Origin of the sequence: Sulfitobacter sp. M22, from assembly GCF_021736025.1 — a bacterium.
Taxonomy (GTDB): Bacteria; Pseudomonadota; Alphaproteobacteria; order Rhodobacterales; family Rhodobacteraceae; genus Sulfitobacter; species Sulfitobacter litoralis.
Map to the genome: position 1 here is coordinate 2,944,834 of NZ_WMEC01000001.1, position 21,913 is coordinate 2,966,746.

26 protein-coding genes are annotated in these 21,913 nt (G+C 56.9%); 18 read left to right on the plus strand and 8 right to left on the minus strand.

Annotated elements, in window-relative coordinates:
- Positions 1-561 carry a F0F1 ATP synthase subunit B gene (locus tag GLP52_RS14435; protein ID WP_093731716.1) on the plus strand — a complete coding sequence of 187 codons (561 nt, stop codon included), beginning with the start codon at positions 1-3 and terminating at the stop codon, positions 559-561.
- 55 nt (positions 562-616) lie between these two features.
- On the opposite strand, the gene GLP52_RS14440 is transcribed toward GLP52_RS14435, so the two are convergent.
- The gene (locus GLP52_RS14440; RefSeq protein WP_237271201.1) at positions 617-1,390 is read right to left on the minus strand and encodes an FCD domain-containing protein; all 774 of its coding nucleotides are present in this window, start codon (positions 1,388-1,390) and stop codon (positions 617-619) included.
- Positions 1,391-1,510: 120 nt separating this feature from the next.
- Between GLP52_RS14440 and GLP52_RS14445 the strand changes: the two genes are divergently transcribed.
- The gene (locus tag GLP52_RS14445; RefSeq protein WP_093731938.1) at positions 1,511-1,822 is read left to right on the plus strand and encodes a hypothetical protein; all 312 of its coding nucleotides are present in this window, start codon (positions 1,511-1,513) and stop codon (positions 1,820-1,822) included.
- Between the two features lie 173 nt (positions 1,823-1,995).
- A complete protein-coding gene (smc, locus tag GLP52_RS14450) occupies positions 1,996-5,451 on the plus strand; it encodes a chromosome segregation protein SMC (RefSeq protein WP_237271203.1) in 3,456 nt (1,151 codons plus the stop codon).
- Positions 5,452-5,470: 19 nt separating this feature from the next.
- Here the strand turns inward: smc and GLP52_RS14455 are convergent, their stop codons facing one another.
- Positions 5,471-6,445: a glutathione S-transferase family protein gene (locus tag GLP52_RS14455; protein ID WP_093731719.1), complete on the minus strand. Its 975-nt coding sequence runs from the start codon at positions 6,443-6,445 to the stop codon at positions 5,471-5,473.
- 174 nt (positions 6,446-6,619) lie between these two features.
- Between GLP52_RS14455 and GLP52_RS14460 the strand changes: the two genes are divergently transcribed.
- Positions 6,620-6,979, plus strand: a complete 360-nt coding sequence (locus tag GLP52_RS14460) for a hypothetical protein (protein WP_237272621.1) — start codon at positions 6,620-6,622, stop codon at positions 6,977-6,979.
- A gap of 2 nt (positions 6,980-6,981) precedes the next feature.
- Here the strand turns inward: GLP52_RS14460 and GLP52_RS14465 are convergent, their stop codons facing one another.
- Positions 6,982-8,151, minus strand: coding sequence for a MalY/PatB family protein (locus GLP52_RS14465; RefSeq protein WP_237271204.1), 1,170 nt, complete (start codon positions 8,149-8,151; stop codon positions 6,982-6,984).
- Positions 8,152-8,250: 99 nt separating this feature from the next.
- Here GLP52_RS14465 and def (GLP52_RS14470) point away from each other — a divergent pair, with 99 nt between their 5' ends.
- The 5 genes from def (GLP52_RS14470) to GLP52_RS14490 are packed head-to-tail and all read left to right on the plus strand — an operon-like array spanning position 8,251 to position 10,914.
- Positions 8,251-8,769, plus strand: a complete 519-nt coding sequence (def, locus tag GLP52_RS14470) for a peptide deformylase (RefSeq protein WP_093731722.1) — start codon at positions 8,251-8,253, stop codon at positions 8,767-8,769.
- Positions 8,766-9,233: a peptide deformylase gene (def, locus tag GLP52_RS14475; protein WP_237271205.1), complete on the plus strand. Its 468-nt coding sequence runs from the start codon at positions 8,766-8,768 to the stop codon at positions 9,231-9,233. Before def (GLP52_RS14470) ends, def (GLP52_RS14475) begins: the two co-directional genes overlap by 4 nt.
- Complete coding sequence (gene def / locus GLP52_RS14480; RefSeq protein WP_093731724.1) at positions 9,230-9,727, plus strand: peptide deformylase; 498 nt, start codon at positions 9,230-9,232, stop codon at positions 9,725-9,727. The genes def (GLP52_RS14475) and def (GLP52_RS14480) overlap by 4 nt, the downstream gene beginning before the upstream one ends.
- A 30-nt stretch (positions 9,728-9,757) precedes the next feature.
- The gene (gene fmt, locus GLP52_RS14485; RefSeq protein WP_093731725.1) at positions 9,758-10,672 is read left to right on the plus strand and encodes a methionyl-tRNA formyltransferase; all 915 of its coding nucleotides are present in this window, start codon (positions 9,758-9,760) and stop codon (positions 10,670-10,672) included.
- 2 nt (positions 10,673-10,674) lie between these two features.
- The gene (locus GLP52_RS14490) at positions 10,675-10,914 is read left to right on the plus strand and encodes a hypothetical protein (RefSeq protein WP_093731726.1); all 240 of its coding nucleotides are present in this window, start codon (positions 10,675-10,677) and stop codon (positions 10,912-10,914) included.
- Positions 10,915-10,916: 2 nt separating this feature from the next.
- Here the strand turns inward: GLP52_RS14490 and GLP52_RS14495 are convergent, their stop codons facing one another.
- The 5 genes from GLP52_RS14495 to GLP52_RS14515 form a co-directional block, all read right to left on the minus strand.
- Positions 10,917-11,540 carry a trimeric intracellular cation channel family protein gene (locus tag GLP52_RS14495; protein WP_237271206.1) on the minus strand — a complete coding sequence of 208 codons (624 nt, stop codon included), beginning with the start codon at positions 11,538-11,540 and terminating at the stop codon, positions 10,917-10,919.
- Positions 11,537-11,992 (minus strand): ribonuclease HI, encoded by a 456-nt coding sequence (gene rnhA, locus GLP52_RS14500; RefSeq protein WP_237271207.1) that lies wholly within the window; start codon positions 11,990-11,992, stop codon positions 11,537-11,539. The genes GLP52_RS14495 and rnhA overlap by 4 nt, the downstream gene beginning before the upstream one ends.
- A gap of 69 nt (positions 11,993-12,061) precedes the next feature.
- Positions 12,062-12,514 carry a DUF3429 domain-containing protein gene (locus tag GLP52_RS14505; RefSeq protein ID WP_093731729.1) on the minus strand — a complete coding sequence of 151 codons (453 nt, stop codon included), beginning with the start codon at positions 12,512-12,514 and terminating at the stop codon, positions 12,062-12,064.
- The gene (gene ispH, locus GLP52_RS14510) at positions 12,511-13,461 is read right to left on the minus strand and encodes a 4-hydroxy-3-methylbut-2-enyl diphosphate reductase (RefSeq protein ID WP_093731730.1); all 951 of its coding nucleotides are present in this window, start codon (positions 13,459-13,461) and stop codon (positions 12,511-12,513) included. The genes GLP52_RS14505 and ispH overlap by 4 nt, the downstream gene beginning before the upstream one ends.
- Positions 13,462-13,605: 144 nt before the next feature.
- Positions 13,606-14,151 carry a LabA-like NYN domain-containing protein gene (locus GLP52_RS14515; protein ID WP_093731731.1) on the minus strand — a complete coding sequence of 182 codons (546 nt, stop codon included), beginning with the start codon at positions 14,149-14,151 and terminating at the stop codon, positions 13,606-13,608.
- 127 nt (positions 14,152-14,278) lie between these two features.
- Here GLP52_RS14515 and folK point away from each other — a divergent pair, with 127 nt between their 5' ends.
- From folK to era, 9 genes are all read left to right on the plus strand, one after another.
- Positions 14,279-14,881 carry a 2-amino-4-hydroxy-6-hydroxymethyldihydropteridine diphosphokinase gene (gene folK / locus GLP52_RS14520; protein WP_237271208.1) on the plus strand — a complete coding sequence of 201 codons (603 nt, stop codon included), beginning with the start codon at positions 14,279-14,281 and terminating at the stop codon, positions 14,879-14,881.
- A 70-nt stretch (positions 14,882-14,951) separates the two neighbouring features.
- Positions 14,952-15,305: a DNA-directed RNA polymerase subunit omega gene (gene rpoZ, locus GLP52_RS14525; protein ID WP_093731733.1), complete on the plus strand. Its 354-nt coding sequence runs from the start codon at positions 14,952-14,954 to the stop codon at positions 15,303-15,305.
- A gap of 36 nt (positions 15,306-15,341) precedes the next feature.
- On the plus strand, positions 15,342-17,492 hold the full coding sequence (locus GLP52_RS14530) for a RelA/SpoT family protein (RefSeq protein WP_237271209.1): 2,151 nt from the start codon (positions 15,342-15,344) through the stop codon (positions 17,490-17,492).
- Between the two features lie 34 nt (positions 17,493-17,526).
- Complete coding sequence (locus GLP52_RS14535; protein ID WP_093731735.1) at positions 17,527-18,222, plus strand: DUF2062 domain-containing protein; 696 nt, start codon at positions 17,527-17,529, stop codon at positions 18,220-18,222.
- Positions 18,206-18,958 carry a pyridoxine 5'-phosphate synthase gene (locus GLP52_RS14540; RefSeq protein WP_093731736.1) on the plus strand — a complete coding sequence of 251 codons (753 nt, stop codon included), beginning with the start codon at positions 18,206-18,208 and terminating at the stop codon, positions 18,956-18,958. Before GLP52_RS14535 ends, GLP52_RS14540 begins: the two co-directional genes overlap by 17 nt.
- A gap of 9 nt (positions 18,959-18,967) precedes the next feature.
- A complete protein-coding gene (gene acpS, locus GLP52_RS14545) occupies positions 18,968-19,375 on the plus strand; it encodes a holo-ACP synthase (protein ID WP_237271210.1) in 408 nt (135 codons plus the stop codon).
- A gap of 111 nt (positions 19,376-19,486) precedes the next feature.
- The gene (lepB, locus tag GLP52_RS14550; RefSeq protein WP_093731738.1) at positions 19,487-20,323 is read left to right on the plus strand and encodes a signal peptidase I; all 837 of its coding nucleotides are present in this window, start codon (positions 19,487-19,489) and stop codon (positions 20,321-20,323) included.
- Positions 20,320-21,006, plus strand: a complete 687-nt coding sequence (gene rnc / locus GLP52_RS14555) for a ribonuclease III (protein ID WP_093731739.1) — start codon at positions 20,320-20,322, stop codon at positions 21,004-21,006. The genes lepB and rnc overlap by 4 nt, the downstream gene beginning before the upstream one ends.
- Positions 21,003-21,911: a GTPase Era gene (gene era, locus GLP52_RS14560; protein WP_237271211.1), complete on the plus strand. Its 909-nt coding sequence runs from the start codon at positions 21,003-21,005 to the stop codon at positions 21,909-21,911. Before rnc ends, era begins: the two co-directional genes overlap by 4 nt.
- The last annotated feature ends 2 nt before the right edge of the window (positions 21,912-21,913 follow it).

The window sequence follows — 21,913 nt, forward strand, 5'->3', positions numbered from 1 at the left end:
ATGCGTTTGACCTTCTCAGCCCTCATCGCCGGTCTGGTCGCTTCCCCTGCATTTGCAGCTGGTGACGTGTTCTTTTCGCTAAGCAACACCGACTTTATCGTTCTGCTTGCCTTCATTCTTTTCGTTGGCGTTTTGATGTATTTCAAAGTGCCCAAGATGATCGGCAGCATGCTGGACAATCGTGCCGTTGGCATCAAGTCTGAGCTGGATGAAGCCCGTGCGCTGCGTGAAGAGGCCCAAACACTTCTCGCCAGCTACGAGCGCAAACAGCAAGAAGTGAAAGAACAAGCGGACCGTATTGTCACGTCGGCCAAGGCCGAAGCAACCGAAGCTGCGGATCAGGCCCGTGCCGATCTGGAGAAATCCATCGCGCGCCGTTTGACCGCAGCCGAAGAGCAAATCGACTCCGCTCAGGCCGCTGCCGTTAAGGAAGTGCGCGATCAAGCGATTGTTGTGGCCATCGCCGCTGCCAAGGATGTTATCGCCAAGAAGATGACCGCCGCCGAAGGCAACGCGTTGATTGACAGTGCAATAGCCGAAGTCGACGCAAAGCTTCACTAAGTTTTAACGGACTTACTCTAAAAGGCCTCGGTATCATCCGGGGCCTTTTTGCGTTTCAAGGTTTTGTCATCGTCTCGTGTTGCAACCGCTGGCGGGCGACGTCTTCGTTCCGTTCCGCCTTTTGATGTTCCCTCAACGCGTTTTCGACAAAGGTCAGATGCGTCTTTACCGCGGCCTGCGCCGCAGCCGGATCGCGCGCCTGTAGTGCATTGTTGATGGCGCGGTGTTGGTTCAGCAGGGCGGTGCGGGTGGTACGTTGTTTGAACATAACTTCGCGGTTATAGAACACGCCACCGCGTAGCAGATCGTACATCGACCGCATCATATGCAGCATAATGACGTTATGGCTCGCCTCGATAATTGCCATGTGAAACTGCGCATCTAGCTGGGCCTCGTCGTCGGCGTTGCGCTTGTGGTGTGCGGCCTCCATCTTGTCAAAAACTGCCTGAATCACGCCCAGATCTGTGTCAGAGGCCAGCCGCGCTGCCCGTTCGGCAGCCAGTCCCTCCATATCACGGCGGAACGATAGATAGTCGAAAACCGCCTCGTCGTGACGTGCGAAAAGCTCTGTCAGCGCGGGTGAAAAAGCGCTGCCTAGGACATCGGCGACATAGACGCCTGCGCCGGGCTTTGCAGTCAACAATCCGCTGGCCTGAAGCTGCGCGATGGCATCTCGCAGGGAAGGGCGTGACACGGCAAGCCTTTCGGCCAGCTCACGTTCCGCGGGCAACCTTTCGCCCGGGCGAAGAATGCCCCGGAGGATCAACTGTTCAACCTGCCGGACGACGGCGGCGGATAGTTTTTCAGAGGCGACAGGGTGAAAGGGCATTGGTGGTTCCTTGGATTGGTCAAATTATATGACCAGCGGCATGGGGGAGCAATGCAATTATTTTCGAAGACCAAGGGGCGCTTTAACGGTCGATTAGCATTTGTCGCGCAGGGTGTTGCTATGTTGACAGATATACGTTTGCTGCCCGTCCTAATTTGCACCTTGGTGATGCTCATGGCTGCTGGTTGCAACATGCCAAGCGCCGGCTTTAGCGGCCTGCCGGTCCAACAGATCATCGTGGATGGATCGGTATTTGATGTTCGCGTAAACGGGGCTCAAGCAGAGGCCATACGCATCAATATGGAATACGCCCCCAGGTTTGGCCCGATCCGCGACCGTGCCGCGCGGGCCATGGTGCAGGCGAGCGGCTGCAAGGTTACACATGTGGTGGGGGACCAGGCGGTTGCGATAGGAAAACTGGATTGTGGCTAATGGGAGTGGCCAAATCATTGATTAGGAAGCGGGAGGAAGCGAGGAGGTACCTCAAACTACAATATCTTGTGGATAAAGCGGCTGCTTCCCGCTCTACCTAGCGGCGTTACGTTGACAGTAAAGGCAATGACCCGCAATCCTAACTGTCCAAAAGAATCAGGCGGGTACGAACATTGCGGTTTTCTAAACTCAGGCTGACGGGCTTTAAAAGCTTTGTAGACCCTACAGATTTGATCATTACGGATGGTCTGACCGGCGTGGTCGGCCCCAATGGTTGTGGCAAATCCAACCTTCTCGAGGCGCTGCGTTGGGTAATGGGGGAAAATCGCCCGACTGCGATGCGGGGCGGCGGGATGGAGGACGTGATTTTTGCCGGTGCATCTTCGCGTCCTGCCAAAAACTTTGCCGAAGTCGCGTTGCACATCGATAACTCCGAACGTTTGGCACCCGCTGGTTTCAACGACGGCGACAGTATCGAAATTGTCCGACGGATCACCCGTGATGTCGGAAGCGCGTATAAGGCGGCAGGCAAGGACGTGCGCGCACGCGATGTTCAAATGCTTTTCGCTGATGCTTCGACTGGAGCGCACTCTCCCGCGTTGGTCCGACAGGGCCAGATTTCCGAGCTTATCAATGCTAAACCCAAAAGTCGGCGTCGCATTCTGGAAGAAGCCGCCGGAATCTCGGGGCTTTATGCCCGCCGGCACGAGGCCGAGCTTAAATTGAATGGCACGGAAACGAACCTTGCACGGGTCGATGATGTCGTTGACCAACTGGCCAACCAGCTTGCCCAATTGACGCGCCAAGCACGCCAAGCGGCGCGGTACCGGGATATCGGCCAAACGCTCCGCCGCACCGAGGGGGTCCTGCTGTACCGCCGCTGGCGTGCTGCAGAGGACGCAAGGCTCGTCGCGACAGAAGGCCTGAGGGCACAGGTGGCCGTCGCGCTTGAGGCCGAAGGGGCGGTGCGGCAGGCTTCTGCTACGCGCCAGCAGCTCGAAGAAGCTCTCCCGCCCTTGCGGGAAGAAGAGGCGATCGCAACTGCTATCCTCCAGCGGTTGAAAGCGCAGCGAGATGCGTTGAGCGATCAAGAAAACCGCGCCCATGCCGCTATCGATACACTTAAGAAGCGCATTGCCCAGTTGTCCCGCGATCTCGACCGAGAAAACGAGCTGAACCGCGACGCCGAAGAGACGATTTCTCGATTGGAGCGGGAAGGGTGTGAACTGGACAAATCTGGTAAAGGGCATGAAGCCGCCGTCGCGAATGCAGAAGATGCGGCGCAGGAGGCGGCAAGTGTCCTAGAGGCGCGGGAAGCCGAATTGTCTGAGTTGACCGAAGATGTCGCCCGCTTGGTGGCGCGCCACAGTTCTGCAGAACGGCTTCTCAGTGACTATCGGGGAACCCTGATCAAAGCCGAGGCAGAAGCAGCCAAAGCGCGTAACGCAGTGCAGCAAAGCGGCGCTGCAGTCGAGAAAGCTTCCGCAGATTTCGTCACGGCCAAAGCTGCGGAAGCTCAGGCCCATGGCGCATCCGCGGCCGCAGAGGAGGCCTTGCTAAAAGCAGAAGAAGCAAGCGCGGCTACGCAGAACCGCGAGGCAGACGCGCGGGCCGAACGGTCGCAAGCGGAAGGTGAGCTGAATGCGATCAGTGCGGAGGCCGGCGCGCTTGCGAGATTGGTGGAACGGGACACGGCCGAGGGCGGGCAGATCTTAGATCGCTTGCAAGTTGAGCACGGCTTTGAAAAAGCACTCGGTGCTGCGTTGGCCGACGATTTGCGCGCCCCCGATGTCGAGCCGGACGGACCATCAGGATGGGCGTTCCTGCCGCCCTATTCCAATATCCAGCCTCTACCCGAGGGGATCACGCCGTTGACGGCGCATGTTTCTGTGCCCGACGTGTTAGACCGCCGAATGAGCCAAATCGGATTGGTCGATGCCGATGATGGTTCGCGACTGCAACAGCTTCTCCAGCCGGGCCAGCGGCTTGTCTCTCTTGAGGGGGATCTATGGCGATGGGATGGCTTCCGGGCGTGGGCAGAAGATGCGCCTTCTGCCTCGGCCCTACGGTTACAACAAATTAACAGGTTGGAGGTATTAAAGCAGGGCTTGGAGCAGGCGACTCAGCGCGCAGAGGGAGCACGCGATGCACATGAAACATTGCAGAAGCTTCTTCTTACTCAGGCTGAGGCTGATAGGGACGCCCGGACCCTGCGCCGCGATGCAGATAAGGCAGTTGCAGATGCCGGCCGTGCGTTAAGTCGGGTCGAGGCTGACCGTAATTTGGCTCAAAGCCGGCTAGAAAGTTTGGGCTTGGCCGTGGCGCGACACGAAGCGGAAGCCACCGAGGGACGTCGGTTGGTGACTGAGGCGGAAATCGCGCTTGCAAGGCTTGAAGACGTTGCATCCGCGCGCGCGGGCGTGGAAACGCTGCGCGAGACCGTTGAAGGCGCACGTATTGCCATGATCTCGCATCGCTCTGCATTGGACGAATTACGTCGCGAGGGCACCGCGCGGCTGAAGCGCATTCAAGACGTCAAAACCGAGTTGGGCGGGTGGCGGAATCGCTTGGGCACTGCGGGAAAACGCGGGGCCGAGCTTGCTGAGCGAAAAGCGTCGTCTGAACAGGAGCTTGATGAAGCCAGTTTTGCACCTGGGAGGATCGCAGCGGAAAGCGAAAAGCTAACGCTCGATATTGCTGCTGCCGAAACGCGCAAGCTTTCCGCAGCGCGGCAGCTTTCGAACGGTGACGCGGCTTTGCGCGACGCAACCAGGGCGGAACGCGACGCCGAACGGCAGGCGTCGGAGGCGCGAGAAGCCAGAGCGAAATCTGAAGCGCGGGCAGATGCAGCGAAGGAGACTGCAGCACTTGCAGCTGAGCGCATCGATGATGAGCGCGATATGACGCCAGATCAGCTTTTGGCATCGCTTGATTTGGGCGCGGATGATGCAGCCGAGATCGGGGTGCTCGAAAATCAGTTGAGCCTTTTGAAGGGCCAGCGTGAGGCATTGGGTGCCGTGAACCTGCGTGCTGAAGAAGACGTTAAGAATGTGAAGGCTGAGCACGATACCTTGATCGACGAAAAGGCCGATCTTATGGAGGCGATCCGGACGCTGCGTAGCGGCATAGCGAGCTTGAACAAGGAGGGGAGAGAAAGATTGCTCACCGCTTTTGAACAGGTGAGCAGCAACTTTTCTATGCTCTTTAAACACCTCTTTAACGGTGGAGAAGCCAATCTGGTGATGGTCGAATCTGACGACCCCTTAGATGCCGGGCTAGAGATCATGTGCCAGCCTCCGGGAAAAAAGCTGAGTACGCTCAGCCTATTGTCGGGAGGGGAGCAAACCCTAACCGCATTGGCGCTGATATTTGCGGTCTTTCTCGCGAATCCCGCCCCAATCTGCGTTTTGGATGAAGTCGATGCGCCCTTGGATGATGCGAATGTTTCGCGGTTTTGCGACCTCTTGGATGAAATGTGCAGACAGACTGACACCCGGTTCCTAATCATCACGCATCATGCCGTGACGATGGCGCGGATGGATCGCTTATTTGGCGTTACGATGGCGGAACAGGGTGTCAGCCAACTGGTCTCTGTTGATCTGAAGAAAGCAGAGACCCTGGTCGCCTAGCGCCGGACGGAGCCGTTGTTCAATCACGCCCGTGAGGCATATTAAAATCGACTGTCGGGTTAATTGGTATGATCTGATGGGGGTTCACCGTTTTCTGGCTGTAGTAGTAGTGCCGGACGATGTGATCAAAGTGAACGGTTTCTGCTACACCAGTGTGTTGATACAGCTGACGGGTATAGGCCCAAAGGTTCGGGTAGTCAGTCAAGCGCTTGTGATTGCACTTAAAATGCGTGTGGTAGACGAGGTCAAAACGTACAAGCGTTGTAAATAGACGCCAGTCTGCCTCGGTCGGGGTAACGCCGATCAGGAAGCGATTATGACTGAGAATTTCCTCTAGCCACTCTAGGCTATCAAATAAACGGTGAACTGCATCATCGTAGGCCTCTTGTGTCGTCGCAAATCCCGCCTTGTAGACACCGTTATTCACAGTGTCGTAGACGCGTTGATTCACTTGGTCGATCCGCGTTTGCAGATATGCCGGCGAATAATCTTCCGTATTGCCGGATATATGGTCAAAGGCGCTGTTAAGCATACGGATGATTTCAGCCGATTCGTTCGAAACGATCGTTTCTCGCTCCTTGTCCCAAAGCACAGGTACCGTCACTCGACCTGAGAAAAGTGGATCGGCTTTGACATAAATGTCACGCAAGTAACTTTCACCCGAGAGGGCGTCGCCGGTAGCACCCTCGAAGTCTGTCGCAAAAGTCCAACCGTCTTGCAGCATATCTGGATGGACGACCGAAACGTCTATGTGAGGGGTAAGCCCTTTGAGCGCGCGGAAAATTAATGCGCGATGTGCCCACGGGCAGGCATAGCTAACATACAGGTGGTAGCGGCCGGACTGCGCGGCAAAGCCTGATTTTCCAGATGGGCCAGCGCTGCCATCGGCCGTTATCCAGTTCCGAAATTTGGAGGCCGAACGCTCGAATTTCCCGCCTGTGGCGTCGGTATCATACCATTTGTCGTGCCACTCTCCGTCAATCAACTGTCCCATACACAATTCCTTTACATACTTATGGTCAAGGTAAGGCTAAGCCAGCGAATGGCTATAGCGGTTGGTGCACAGGGGGGGCTGCAGTCGTGCACTTAGAATACATTGAAGGAATCTCTTGATTTTAAATCGCTATACGTCACGCTCGGTATTAGTCAGCACAGAGGGGAATATGCTGTGGAAGCGATGTTGCCAAAAAATATCCAGGCAGGGCTGGACGCCGCACGATTAGATAGTATGCGAAAGTCATCTCATTTGCATGTTGAGGCTGATGGGGCGCAGCACAAGGTTTTGCGGTTTTGGGACACAGGGTTCTCGCTGGAGTCAGCAACCGCACCGCAGCTACGTGGGCGCGTGGACCTGTATGATGGGGCTGCACATCTGTGTCAGTGCCTCGTCGTTGCTGTCGCGCAAGAGGGCGACGAGATGCTCTTTGATTTCAAGCGAGCAACGCGCGTTGCAAAAACAGCTGCGCTGGATTTCGAACGGGCGAGGGATGCGCCGGCAGGGTTGATTGGCACCGACGCACCTCATTGAGTCTACTGCAGGTCTTTGAACGCGTCGCGTAAACGGTCGCAGGCTTCCTCTACGCGGGCGCGCGGTGTGGCGATGTTGAACCGAAGGAAGTTCTCACCGCCCTTGCCGAAAGTGGGCCCATGGTTCGCCGCGATCTCTGCGGACTTTTCGACCCGCTGAGTGAATTCAGACCTATCCATACCGGTCCCGCTGAAATCGACCCAGGCAAGGTAAGTTGATTGTAGCGACATGGATTGCAGCCCTGGTATGCTCTGGATGGCGGCGTCAAAAATCTGCCGGTTGCCGTCAAGATAACTCACCAGATCATCGACCCACGCCGCGCCTTCCGGCGAATAGGCTGCGGTGGCCATAAAAAGGCCAAATGAATTCGGCGACAGCCCCATCGCCGCGACACGTTGGGCAAAGATCGCACGCAACTTGGGGTCTGGAATAATGACATTGCCAGAATGGCAGCCAGCAATATTGAAGGTTTTCGTCGTCGCGGTCATCATGACCAGCCGTTCGTTGACCCCCTCGATCAGCGCCATTGCTGTATGCTTATGCCCGGGCATCACAAGATCATGGTGGATTTCATCTGAGACAAGGATGAGGTCATGGCGTTTGGCAAATGCAGCGACGTGCTCCAGCTCGGATTTGGACCATACACGGCCCCCCGGGTTATGTGGCGAACAGAAAATCAGCATCGTTTCATTGCCAGTCATTTGGGCGTCATAGGCATCGAAATCCAATGTGTATTGGCCGTCTTCGATTGTCATTTCGCATTCTACAACCTGCCGACCCGCGGCCGAGATCACCCGCGCAAATGCATGGTAGATGGGCGTGAAAAGAACCACGCCGTCCCCTGGTTTGGTGAAGGCATCAACGCACATTGCCGTCCCGTTTACCAATCCGTGGGTGGTGAAAATCCACTCTGTTGCGATTTTCCAGCCATGGCGGTTCTCCATCCACCACTGGATGGCGCCCAGATATTTGCTATCGTCGCCGAAGTAGCCATAGACGCCATGATCCAACATGTCTTGCAGCGCGGTTTGAACCACCTGCGGCGGACGAAAATCCATATCGGCAACCCACATCGCGATTCCGGTATCTGCGGGGACGCCATAGATCTGCTCCATCTTGTCCCATTTCGCGCAATGGGTGCCACGCCGGTCGATGATTTCGTCAAAGCTCATGGGGTTCTCCTGTCAGATTTGGCCGTCACGCTAAACCTAATCGACCGGACCGCAAGGCCCGAGGTTGCAGCGGCGTATGTGTTGGCCTAAATCATCTAAATGATACGCAATATTTTATTACACCCTGATCCTCGGCTTAAAAAGCCATGCGCCCCCGTGACCAATATGACGGAGGATCTGCGCAGCTTGGCCGATGATATGCTTGCAACGATGTATGATGCGCCAGGGATTGGTCTTGCGGCACCCCAAATCGGGGTGATGAACCGTCTGATCGTCATGGATTGTGTCAAGGAAGAGGGTGAAACGCCGCGTCCGTTGGTAATGTTCAACCCTGAAATCGTTGCCTCATCGGACGAGCTTAACACCTACGAAGAAGGGTGTTTGTCGATACCTGAGCACTTTGCTGATGTGACGCGCCCGGCTGATGTAGATGTGCGGTGGGTCGATGCCGACGGGAATGAGCGAACAGAGACCTTCACCAAGCTTTGGGCGACCTGCGTGCAGCACGAAATCGATCATTTGGACGGCAAGCTTTTTATCGATTACCTCAAGCCGATGCGACGTCAGATGATTACCCGCAAAATGACCAAGTTGAAACGAGAGTTGGCGCGCGAATGAGCGTGCTGGAAATCGTCACATGGCCCGATGTACGTCTGACAACGGTTTGCGATCCAGTTGAAACGCGTTCGCCTGAAATAGATCGGTTGATCGCCGATATGCTCGAGACGATGTATGCCGCCCCCGGTCGCGGTTTGGCCGCGCCCCAAGTTGGCCGGACCGAGCGAATTTTCGTGTTCGATGCGGGCTGGAAAACGGGCACGCCTACGCCCGTGGCATGTATCAACCCGCAGATTCTGAGGCTGTCTGACACCCGCGCTATCGGCGAGGAGGGGTGCTTGTCCATCCCTGGCGTGCCGATGAATATCCCCCGTGCGACAGAGGTAACCTTGCGGTGGACAGATGCGAATGGCACCCACGAACGAGATTTTGCCGGGGCTGAGGCCGTGATTGTGCAGCATGAATATGACCATCTTGATGGGGTCGTCATCTATGATCGGGTAGAGCAGGAGAAAAGCCAATGACCGTTCGTCGCATCATCCCGTGGCCCCATGCCTGCCTGCGGTCCCCCGCTGCCCAAGTGACTGAAATTAATGATGAAATAAGAAAGTTGTGGGACGATATGATCACCACGATGGATGCGATGCCCGGCGTCGGCTTGGCCGCGCCTCAGATCGGGGTGGCGTTACAGGTGGCTGTTGTAGATGCCTCGAAGGGTCGGGACAAGCGGATCAGATTGGCGAACCCAGTTGTGATCGATGCCTCCGCGATCATGAATGAATACGATGAAGCGAGCCCGAACCTACCCGGGATCTCTGCGAAAATTCGCCGTCCACGTGGCGTTAAGGTGCAGTATCTGGATGAACAAGGCGATACAGTGACCCGTGACTTTGTCGGCTTGGAAGCGACCAGCGTGCAGCATCAAATTGATCACCTCGCCGGTAAGATGTTTTTCGACAATCTAAGTAAAACGCGCCGCGATATGCTGCTTCGCAAAGCTCGAAAATTCAAGATTTAGTCACCTTTAGGTTTTAAGAGGATGTGTGTGATGCGTGTGATCTTTATGGGAACGCCCGAGTTTTCGGTGCCTGTTTTGGACGCATTGGTGCTGGCCGGCCACGAAATCGCCGCTGTCTATTGTCAACCGCCCCGACCAGCAGGGCGTGGTAAAAAAGATCGTCCGAGCGCGGTGCAGCAGCGGGCCGAGGCGCTTGGCCTGCCTGTTCGTTACCCTGTGTCGTTGAAAACGGACGAGGCGCAGGCCGAGTTTGCCGCGCTTGAGGCTGATGTCGCGGTTGTTGTCGCCTATGGCCTCATTCTGCCGCAAGCGGTTCTGGATGCGCCCAAATCCGGGTGTCTGAACATCCACGCGAGCCTACTGCCGCGCTGGCGCGGAGCTGCGCCGATCCATCGTGCAATCATGGCCGGTGATGAAGAAACCGGCGTTTGCATCATGCAAATGGAGGCTGGGTTGGATACAGGTCCGGTGTTGATGCGTTCAACGACACCGATCCGCAGTACTGAGACGACGATCGAACTTCACGACCGGTTAAGTACTCTGGGTGCAGAATTGATTGTGGAGGCGCTACGCCAGCTGCCGCAGCTTGCGCCAGAGCAGCAGCCTGACGTGGGCGTGAGCTATGCCAGCAAGATTGATAAAGCTGAGGCGCGCATCGATTGGTCCCGCCCCGCTGCGGACGTCGACCGTCAGATCCGGGGCTTGTCGCCGTTTCCGGGGGCTTGGTTTGAACTGAATGATACGCGGGTAAAGGTGTTGGCTTCTGCGCTTGCGGAGGGGGGCGGTTCGGCAGGGGAGGTATTGGATGCCAGTCTGACAGTCGCCTGCGGGACAGGTGCCGTTCGGTTGATCTGCTTGCAACGTGCGGGAAAAGCGGCGCAAGATGCCGAGACATTCCAGCGTGGCGCGCAGATCGCGGCGGGCACAGTTCTGAGCAAAGGGTAAACATGTTTCCGACGCTTATCGGCACGGTTGTGATTGCGGGTCTTGTGGGCTTTTTCGCCGAAAAGTCCGGCTTTACCCGCAACGGATATCTTGCGTCGATTATCATTTGCGTTGGTGGGGCGTTCTTATTCTATTTTGTCCGCCTGATGTTTGGCTTTGGGTTTAATTCCGCCGGTATGAACGCCATCGCGTCGTCTATTGGGGCCCTGATTATCGTACCGTTTCATTGGCGTCGGAAATAGGGTTACACCCGCGGTGGACGGCTTTTGTACACCGGCAAGTGCCACCCGAAATACAGCGATCCGGCACGTAGAACCCATGTTACGCAGGCCCCGACAAACAATGAAATCGGATCATCCCCTAGTATGCTGCGGGTGATAACAGCGGTGGCGGCACCAGCAAAGGCTGCTGTCACGTAAAGCTCACCCTGGCGCAAGACCAAGGGCACTTCGCCGACGACGACATCGCGCATCAGGCCACCCATGCAGCCTGTGATCATTCCCATCAAGACAACGACGACGGCCGATTGATCCAGCGAAATCGCGATGCCCGTACCAGCGGCGACGGCCACGGCAAGGGCGATGGAATCAAGCCAAAGCAAGGCGCGATACCGGCTTTCCAAAAGGTGCGCTGATAGAAAGACCACCAGCGCGGCGGTCACACCCAGGGCAAGATGCGTGGGGTTCGCGATCCAGAAAATCGGGTTTCGATCGAGCAGGAGATCCCGCAGAGTGCCGCCACCCAGTGCCGTCAAACAGGCGATAAAGGCAAAGCCCACCAGATCAAGCTGCGCGCGGCTGGCCACAAGAGCACCCGTGATCGCAAAGACCAGCACGGAGGCGTACTCGAGCAGGGTGAGCAGGCTCATTTTGTCTTGAACGGGGCCATGCCAGCCCGGGCCAGTTCATCCGCACGTTCGTTTTCCGGATGCCCCGCGTGGCCTTTGACCCACTCCCATGTCACCTGATGCCGCGCATTCGCGGCGTCGAGGCGCTGCCAAAGTTCTGCGTTTTTTACAGGCTTTTTCGCGGCATTTTTCCAACCGTTTTTCTTCCAGCCAAAAATCCAGCCGGTGATCCCGTTTTTGACATAATTGCTGTCTGTGACGATCGTAATCTCGGTTGGGCGGGCCAGCGCTTCGAGGGCGCTGATGGCGGCCATGAGTTCCATACGGTTATTGGTCGTATCGGGTTCGCCGCCTTTGAGCTCGCGTTGTTTGACGATCTTGTCGCCCTCCATCGCCCGCATTAGGGCTCCCCAGCCGCCAGGACCGGGATTGCCCGAACAGGCACCGTCAGTATATGCAATTAGCTTTGTCATAGGGCTGCCTTATCCAGTCTGGCGTGGGGGCGTCCAGTCTATTTTGACTTGGATAGGCGACTTTTGTCGTTAAAGAAAGACGCCCACGGCGAGACAGGCCAGCACCACAACAGTCAGCAGCGTGCGCAGTTTCAACCACCAGCGCGGCGCAAGACGCCAGTGCCAGAACGCTGCATCCAAGACGAGCAGACCGGCAAAACCGAACATCAGGTTCAACCCAGACCCGACAGGACCGCCGCTGGTCATGAAAAATGCCCACAGCGCCGGGAGTACAGCAAGGATATACCCAGCAGTGGCCTTGGCCCCGCTGGTCTTTGTTGCGAACCCCCATAGCACGCCAGACATGAAGGAAAGGATAACGGTGCCATAGAATAATTGAATATAAGGCCCGACAAAGCGCCCGCCTAAGGTCGTAGCCCCCCAATTGGCCAAGGGGTCAACCAGCCCGGTCAGCGCCCCCCAGATGAACGGGATCAGACCGGCAAGGCCAAGCCAGAGCGGTGCGCGGGGAATGCCGGTCATGCGGGCACGCGCAGAACGCGGGGGACCTTGAACTCGACGTTTTCAACGGCGGTTTCGACCAATTCGGTGGTCACCTCATAGCGGTCTTTGAAGGCGTCGATTACTTCATTGATCAGTTGCTCGGGGGCGGAAGCACCCGCCGTGATGCCGATACTTGCGATGCCTTCAAGGCTGCGCCAATCAATATCCGTCGCGCGCTGTACCAGCTGCGCATATTCACACCCCGCACGCGATCCAACCTCGACAAGACGGCGGGAATTCGACGAATTCGGCGCGCCAACCACCAGCATCGCATCGCATTTCGGAGCCATTGCCTTGACCGCTTCTTGGCGGTTGGTGGTGGCATAGCAGATGTCTTCTTTGTGAGGCCCGATGATTTGGGGGAAACGGCGGTTCAGTGCGGCGACGATTTCCGCGGTGTCATCAACGCTCAGCGTGGTCTGGGTGACATATGCCAGTTTTGTCGGATCGCGCACATCGACGGTATCAACATCGGCCGGGGTTTCAACGAGCAGAACCTCGCCCGGTGGCAGTTGTCCCATCGTCCCGACGGTTTCGGGGTGTCCCGCGTGACCGATCATGATCATCTGCAAACCCGCATCGGCATGTCGCTGTGCTTCGATATGAACCTTAGAAACAAGCGGGCAGGTGGCGTCGACATACACCATATTGCGCGCTTCCGCTTTGGCGGGCACGGCCTTGGGTACCCCGTGAGCTGAGAAGATCACGGGTCGGTCATCGGGGCATTCCGAAAGCTCTTCGACAAAGATTGCGCCGCGTTCGCGCAATCCATCAACGACAAATTTATTGTGCACGATTTCGTGGCGCACGTAGACTGGTGCGCCCCACTTTTCGATGGCCATTTCGACGATCTTGATCGCACGGTCCACGCCCGCACAGAACCCGCGCGGTGCGGCAAGGTATAGGGTCAAAGGCGGTTTGGTCATCAATCTCTCCTCGGGCTTGGGCCATAGGTAAGGGCTGCGCCGCGCATCGTCCAGACCGGCGGCGGCACAGTCTGCTGCTTCGAGTGCACGCGCACCTATCGCAGGGGCATGGCAGCTGCGGAGATGTAGGCGCGGGGGAGCGAGCTATTCGTCCGGTGTTTCACGTGGAGGCCGGCCAATAACGTCGCGCAGGTCTTCGAGCTCGATGAAATTGTCGACCTGACGGCGTAATTCGTCAGAGATCATAGGCGGTTGGCTGCGGATTGTGCTGACAACAGACACGCGGACACCCTGCCGTTGCAGGCTTTCCACCAGCGGGCGAAAATCCCCGTCACCGGAAAAGATCACGATATGGTCAAGATGTGGCGCGAGCTCCATCGCGTCGACCGCAAGCTCGATATCCATGTTCCCCTTAACCTTGCGGCGACCCATGCTATCCGTGTATTCTTTGGCGGGCTTGGTCACCATCGAGAACCCGTTGTAGTTCAGCCAGTCGACCAATGGTCGTATCGGCGAATATTCGTCATTCTCGAGAAGGGCGGTGTAATAAAATGCACGCAATAGTTTCCCGCGCCGCATGAATTCCTGCCGCAACAGCTTGTAGTCGATATCAAAGCCCAGGTTCTTGGCGGCGGCGTAGAGGTTAGAGCCGTCGATGAACAAAGCTAAGCGTTCGTCCTTGTAGAACATGAAATGCCTTCCTAATACACGTCGTTCGGAAAACTGCGTCGTGTAGCGCTGCTATAAAACGAAATGTTTCAAAATGAGTTTCCGACTTTAATAACATACTACCTAAGAGTTTTTGAGGGGGCAGCAAGTGAAGACATTCGGCAAGGCCCGTGACGATGGGGCACAAATCGGCAGGGAAGCGCTGATCGCCTTGGGGGGGAATCAATCTTCGGTTGCGGGAGGGCCCGCTGATACGGTGATGAAGTCGCTTAAAATACTAGAGAATATGGCGGTACAAGTCGTCGCTGTTAGTCCGCTCTACTCAACCCATGCGTATCCGCCAGGGTCTGGCCCAAACTTTGTAAATACAACCGCAAGGATTAGATTCGACGGCGAGGCCGATCAGATTTTAGCCATTCTTCACGCTGTAGAGGGGCAGTTGGGGCGCGAAAGGACAAACCGTTGGGGCCCCCGTACGGTGGATCTGGATTTGATCGCGATGGGGGATACGGTGCTGCCCGATGCAAAGACACAGGCCCTCTGGCGCAAGCTTGCATTCGACCAACAGTCGGTTCGCGCACCAAATGAACTGATCCTGCCACACCCTCGTTTACAAGATCGCGCCTTCGTACTGGTGCCGCTTGCCGACATCGCGCCGGACTGGCGTCATCCGCTGATTGGCAAAACAGTTCGAGAGATGTTGAATGACCTACCTGAGGCAGATAAAAAGGGGGTATGGCCCATGGAATAGGGCCTTGTAAATTCCGGCGATGGCTTCTAAATAGTCGGCTTCTTGCAGCATTCATGATTGGAGCATCCCCATGGCCCGCGTCACTGTCGAAGATTGTGTAGATAAAGTGCCAAACCGGTTCGAGCTTGTCATGCTTGCCGCGCACCGTGCCCGCGAAATTGCGGCTGGTTCGCCGGTCACTGTTGATCGTGATAACGACAAGAACCCTGTCGTTTCCCTGCGCGAGATTGCAGATGAAACGCAGTCGGCTGACGATCTGCGCGAACGTCTGATCGAAAGCAATCAGAACCAAATCGAAGTCGATGAACCCGAAGAGGACGCGATGGCGCTTCTTATGGGGGCAGAACAAGACAAGCCCGAAGAGGACAGCATGTCCGAAGAAATGCTGCTGCGGCAGTTGATGGCGGCGCAAGGGCAGGGCTAAGGCCCGCGCCCTTCGGGGCATATAGGCAGGACAGGCATGAACACCGCCGACATTACGGCTGAAGACCTTATCGCGCTTGTGCGCGCTTATAACCCTAAGACAAACGAAAATCATATTCGGCTGGCCTATGAATATGGCCAGCAGATGCATGACGGGCAGTTCCGCCATTCAGGCGAGCCCTATTTCACGCATCCGGTCTCTGTTGCGGCTATTTTGACCGAACAGCAGCTGGATGACGCGACTATCATTACCGCATTGCTGCACGACACGATCGAGGACACGAAAGCGTCCTACCGCAGCGTCGATGAAAAGTTCGGGCGTGACGTGGCCGAGCTGGTTGATGGCGTGACCAAGCTGACCAACTTGCAGTTGAATTCTAACGAGACCAAGCAGGCCGAAAATTTTCGCAAGCTGTTTATGGCAATGTCGAAAGACCTGCGGGTTATTTTGGTTAAGTTGGCGGACCGGCTGCATAATATGCGCACGATCAAGTCGATGCGCCCTGATAAGCAGATTCAGAAAGCACGCGAAACAATGGATATCTATGCGCCTCTTGCAGGGCGTATGGGGATGCAATGGATGCGCGAAGAGCTCGAAGATCTAGCGTTCCGGGTGCTCAACCCCGAAGGGCGGCAATCCATCATCCGGCGGTTCATCACGCTGCAGCGTGAAACCGGCGATGTGATCCAGCGCATTACCGGCGACATGCGTCACGAGCTTGAGAAGGCTGGAATCGAGGCTGAGGTATTCGGGCGGGCAAAGAAGCCCTATTCTATCTGGCGGAAAATGCAGGAAAAGCAGCAATCCTTTTCCCGTTTATCAGATATTTACGGTTTCCGCGTTATCACCACGTCGGAGGATGAATGCTACCGCGCCCTTGGAACAATCCACCGACGGTGGCGGGCTGTTCCGGGACGGTTCAAGGATTATATTAGCCAGCCTAAAACCAATGGCTACCGGTCGATCCATACCACCGTTTCAGGTCGTGATGGTAAACGGGTCGAAGTGCAGATCAGAACGCGGCAGATGCATGATGTCGCCGAATCCGGTGTGGCGGCGCATTGGTCCTATCGTGACGGTGTACGGTCCCGAAACCCGTTCGCAGTCGACCCAGTGAAATGGGTTGCACAGCTGACAGAGCAGCTTGATTCAGAGGAGGATCACGAAGATTTCCTCGAGGCGGTCAAGCTCGAGATGTATGCCGACCAAGTGTTCTGTTTTACGCCCAAGGGCGAGGTGGTCAAACTGCCCCGTGGGGCCACGCCGATCGATTTCGCCTATGCGATTCACACGCGAATCGGCGCTGCCTGCGTCGGGGCTAAGATCGACGGTATGCGCGTTCCTTTGTGGACGCGGGTGAAAAACGGTCAGTCAATCGAAATTATTACCGCCCAAGGTCAAACACCGCAGGCAACGTGGCTGGATATTGCGACGACCGGAAAGGCGAAAACAGCGATTCGTCGCTCGCTACGTGAATTGGATCGCGCGCGCTTTGTGAGTTTGGGGCGCGAATTGGCGCGCTCGGCTTTTGAGCAGATGAATAAATCTGCGACAGAGAAAGTATTGCGCACCGCCGCGCGCAACCTGCGGCTGTCCAATGAGGAAGAACTGCTGGCGCAGCTTGGGTCGGCGGAGCTGTCGGGCCAAGAAGTGGTGCAAGCCGTCTACCCCAACCTGCGTCCGAAACCCGGCGAACATGTCGACCGCAAACGGGCGGTTGTAGGCTTGGAAGCGGGTCAGTCCTTTGACCGGTCCCCGTGCTGTCAGGCGCTTCCAGGGGAACGCATTGTCGGCATTACCTTCCGCGGGCAGGGCGTGAAAATACACACGATCGACTGTGAACGCCTGTCTCATTACGAGGACCAGCCCGAACGGTGGCTGGATTTGCGGTGGCACGATGGTCCGCATCCGGCGATCTATGGCGCGACGCTGGAGCTGACCATCGGCAATGGCGCTGGGGTTTTGGGTCGGATCTGTACCTTGATCGGTCAATCCTCGGCCAATATCGCGGATTTGGAATTTTTGGACCGCAAGCCTGACTTTTTCCGGTTGCTGATCTACGTAGAGCTGCGAGACATTGCACATCTGCATTCTTTGATCCCCATGCTGGAGGCCGAGAGCGAAGTGGCCGAGATCAGCCGATATCGGAACCCCGATTTGTTCAAGGCAGGCAGCAAAGACGCATGATCCGCCCGGACTGCGCTGACCCAAGGACGAACTGTTGATTTTCAAACGCCGCGACCCCAAGCCGACAGTGCGCGCGATGGCTGAATTCATGTGGCCTCGGGGTGGTTGGACGCGGGCGTTCCATTATGTCAAACACCGTATGCGCCGGTTGCCTGATACACCCGAACGGATTGCACGCGGGATTTGGGCTGGGGTTTTCACGACATTCACGCCGTTTTACGGAATGCATTTTATCGTAGCGGCGTTGGTCTCACGGGTGATGCGGGGCAATCTGCTGGCGGCGCTGATGGGGACGTTTTTTGGCAACCCCTTAACCTACGTGCCGATTGGCTTGTCATCGCTGTCAATGGGGCACTGGATACTCGGGTCTCAGATGCAGACGGGGGAACACCGGTCATTCGGCGGCAAGTTCTTTGACGCCGGACACGATTTATTGGCCAATTTTGTCGCGATCCTAACCAACCGCGATATGGATTGGTCCGGGCTTGAGGTATTCTGGCATCAGGTGTTTTATCCGTATTTGATCGGGGGCATTGTGCCCGGCATGATCTGCGCGACAATCGCGTATTATCTGGCTGTACCGTTACTTCGGGCCTATCAAAAACGACGCAAGGGCGCGATTAAGGCCAAGTTTGACTCGTTGAAGAAAAAAGCCTCGGCCAAGGCAGAGGCGAAACGCAAGGCAGAGCAGGCGGCTCTGGAGGGGAAAGACCATGGCGGCACAAGGTAAGCTTCGGCTGGGTGTAAACATTGATCACGTGGCAACTGTGCGCAATGCGCGCGGTGGTGGATATCCTGATCCGCTGCGTGCCGCTCGGGCCGCGCAAGAGGCCGGGGCCGATGGAATTACGGCGCACCTGCGCGAAGATCGCCGTCACATCACGGATGCCGATATCGAGGGTCTGCAAGAAGTGCTGACCGTGCCGCTGAACTTTGAAATGGCAGCTACCGAAGAGATGCAGGCCATCGCCTTGCGCCACAAACCCCATGCGGTTTGCATCGTGCCCGAAAAGCGCGAGGAACGGACCACGGAGGGCGGTTTGGAAGTGGCGCGCGAAGAAAACCGGTTGGCGCACTTCATTGCGCCTTTGCGCGAAGCAGGTAGCCGCGTCAGCATTTTTATCGCCGCCGACCAGCGTCAGATCGAAGCCGCGAACCGCATCGGGGCCGAAGTGATCGAACTGCACACCGGTGCCTATTGCGACGCCTATGCCGAAGGGCATTGGGAGGAGGCGCAGAAAGAACTTCAAAAACTCGAGGAAATGTCGAAATTTGCGCATGATCTAGGGCTTGAAGTGCACGCAGGCCACGGGCTGACCTATGACACCGTGAGCCCGATCGCCGCCTTCCCTGAAGTGCAAGAGCTGAACATCGGACACTTCCTAATCGGCGAGGCAATCTTTCTGGGGCTTGGTCCCGCCATCGCCGAGATGCGCCGCCTGATGGATGACGCCCGCAAGGGCTGAGGGCGCAGCATGATTTTGGGCATTGGGACTGACCTTGCGAATATCGAACGGATTCAAGGCACGCTGGACCGCTTTGGGGACCGTTTTAGAAAACGCGTATTTACCGAAGTTGAACAGCAAAAGGCTGAACGGCGGCGCGATATCGCGGGGACCTATGCCAAGCGATGGGCTGCCAAGGAGGCTTGTTCAAAGGCACTTGGTACCGGACTGCGCATGGGGATCGCATGGCGGGACATGGCCGTGAGCAATCTTCGAACCGGCCAGCCCGTGATGGAAGTGACCGGCTGGGCCGCAGAACGTCTGGCCGAAATGACACCTGAAGGACATGAGGCGATCATTCATGTCACACTGACCGACGATCACCCTTGGGCTCAGGCATTTGTCGTCATCGAAGCCCGCCCCACGGCAGGGATCTAGCCGCAACGGCAAATCATGGCCCAATCGGTCGATCGATCGGGGGCGGGGTTGCTTGACTTGCGGCAATGGCACCCGCATGTAACGCTCGAACGCATGAACAGGAGCGCCAAAATGGCCGCCAAAGAGAAAACCGGCAACGCCTTTGTCGAAACCATCAAAACGATTGTCTATGCGCTGTTGATTGCGGGTGTCTTCCGGACCCTGTTTTTCCAGCCGTTCTGGATTCCGTCCGGGTCGATGAAAGAGACGTTGTTGATTGGTGATTTCTTGTTCGTGAACAAAATGGCCTACGGCTATTCCTACGCGTCCTGCCCTAGCGTGATGATGCCCCGTTTCGGCATCGAAGTGGACGCAAAGGATATCTGCGGCGTGTTTGACGGCGACAACACACGTCTGTTCGGATCGGAACCTGAGCGCGGCGATGTTGTTGTTTTCCGTCACCCCGTATCGGGCCGTGACTATATCAAACGTTTGATCGGGTTGCCGGGCGATAAGGTCCAGATCACCGATGGTACTGTCAGCATCAATGGCACCGCGGTCGAGCTACGTGAGGATGGCGTTTTCGAAGAAGTCATGGACCGTCAAGGACCGCAGGGTATGCGTCCACGCTGTGAAAATGGTGCGGTCGGTGCTGGTGGGATGTGCAAAAAGACCCGCCAGATTGAAGTTCTGCCCAATGGGGTAGAGCACCCGATCTTGAACATTGGCAATCAAGCGTCGGACAACACCGGCGTGTATTCGGTGCCGGAAGGGCATTACTTTTTCATGGGCGATAACCGCGACAATTCGGCCGATAGCCGTCTTGCGCAGCAAGCCGGTGGCGTGGGTTTTGTCCCGTTCGAAAATCTGATTGGGCGCGCGGATCGAATCATGTTCAGTTCGGGGGGGCGGTCTATGCTGTTCTTCTGGACGTGGCGGGGCGATCGTTTCTTTAAGGCGGTCAAGTGAAGTTAAACGCTGATCTCCGGGCCTTTGAGGGCCGTATCGGGTACCATTTTACCAAGCCCGAGCTGTTGAACCGTGCGGTGACCCACGCCTCTATGTCGTCGGCCAACCGCGACGATAACCAGCGGCTTGAGTTTCTGGGCGACCGCGTCTTGGGGCTGGTGATGGCCGAAGCGCTGCTTAACCTTGATCCCGCCGCGACCGAAGGCCAACTGGCCCCGCGGTTCAATGCACTAGTACGCAAAGAAGCCTGTGCGGAGGTCGCGCGCGAGATCGATATGGGGGCTGTGCTCAAGCTCGGTCGCTCTGAGATGCTATCAGGCGGTCGGCGCAAGCAAGCATTGTTGGGCGACGCGATCGAGGCTATAATCGCAGCTGTCTATCTGGATGGCGGGTTTGACGAGTCCAGAGCGTTGATCCTGCGGCTGTGGGGGACGCGGGTACTGCAGGTCAAGCAAGACGCCCGCGATGCCAAAACCGCGTTGCAGGAATGGGCACAGGCGCGCGGCTTGCCGCCCCCCGCCTATGTCCAGACTGACCGGCAGGGGCCAGACCATGCCCCTGTTTTTACCATCACTGCCCGTATTGAAAGCGGGGCCAGCGCCGTTGCGTCCGCCCCGTCGAAACGTCAAGCCGAACAGGCCGCTGCCAAGACGCTCTTGGCCCAATTGGAGAGACCCTCATGACCACGCGCGCCGGATTTATCGCCCTGATAGGCGAGCCCAACGCGGGCAAATCGACGTTGCTCAACCGCATGGTGGGCGCGAAAGTGTCGATTGTGACCCATAAGGTGCAAACCACACGCGCCCGGATCCGCGGCGTTGCGATGGAAGGGCAAAGCCAGCTTGTGTTCGTCGACACGCCCGGTCTGTTCCAACCCCGTCGTCGGCTGGATCGCGCCATGGTGGCTGCTGCTTGGGGCGGTGCTGCAGATGCCGATGTTGTCATTCTGCTGATTGAGGCCAACCGCGGGATCACCGAAGGTGTGGAACGCATTCTCGAAGGTTTGGCCGACATCGGTAAGGGACGTAAAGTTGCGCTGGCGATCAATAAAATCGACCGCGTTGACGCACCGGTTTTGCTGGGTCTCAGCAAAGAGATGAATGACCGATTTAACTTCGTCGAGACCTTTATGATTTCAGCGGAGCGCGGGCATGGCGTCGATACATTGCGCCAATGGCTCGCAGCCGAGTTGCCCGAGAGCCCATGGCTTTACCCCGAAGATCAGATCGCAGATCTGCCGATGCGCATGATTGCTGCCGAAATGACCCGCGAAAAGCTCATCCTTCGCCTGCACCAAGAGCTGCCGTATCAGCTGACGGTTGAAACCGAGAATTGGGAAGAGCGCAAGGACGGGTCGGCGCGGGTAGATCAACTGATCTATGTGGTGCGTGACGGGCACAAAGGTATTGTGCTGGGCAATAAGGGCGAGACAATCAAGTCCGTCAGCAAAGCCGCGCGCGAAGAGCTCGAAGAGTTTTTGGGCCGAAAGGTTCACCTGTTCTTGCAGGTCAAGGTCCGCCCGAACTGGCTCGATGAGGCGGAGCGCTACTCTGAAATGGGGTTGGAGTTCAAAGACGGCAATGTCTAGGT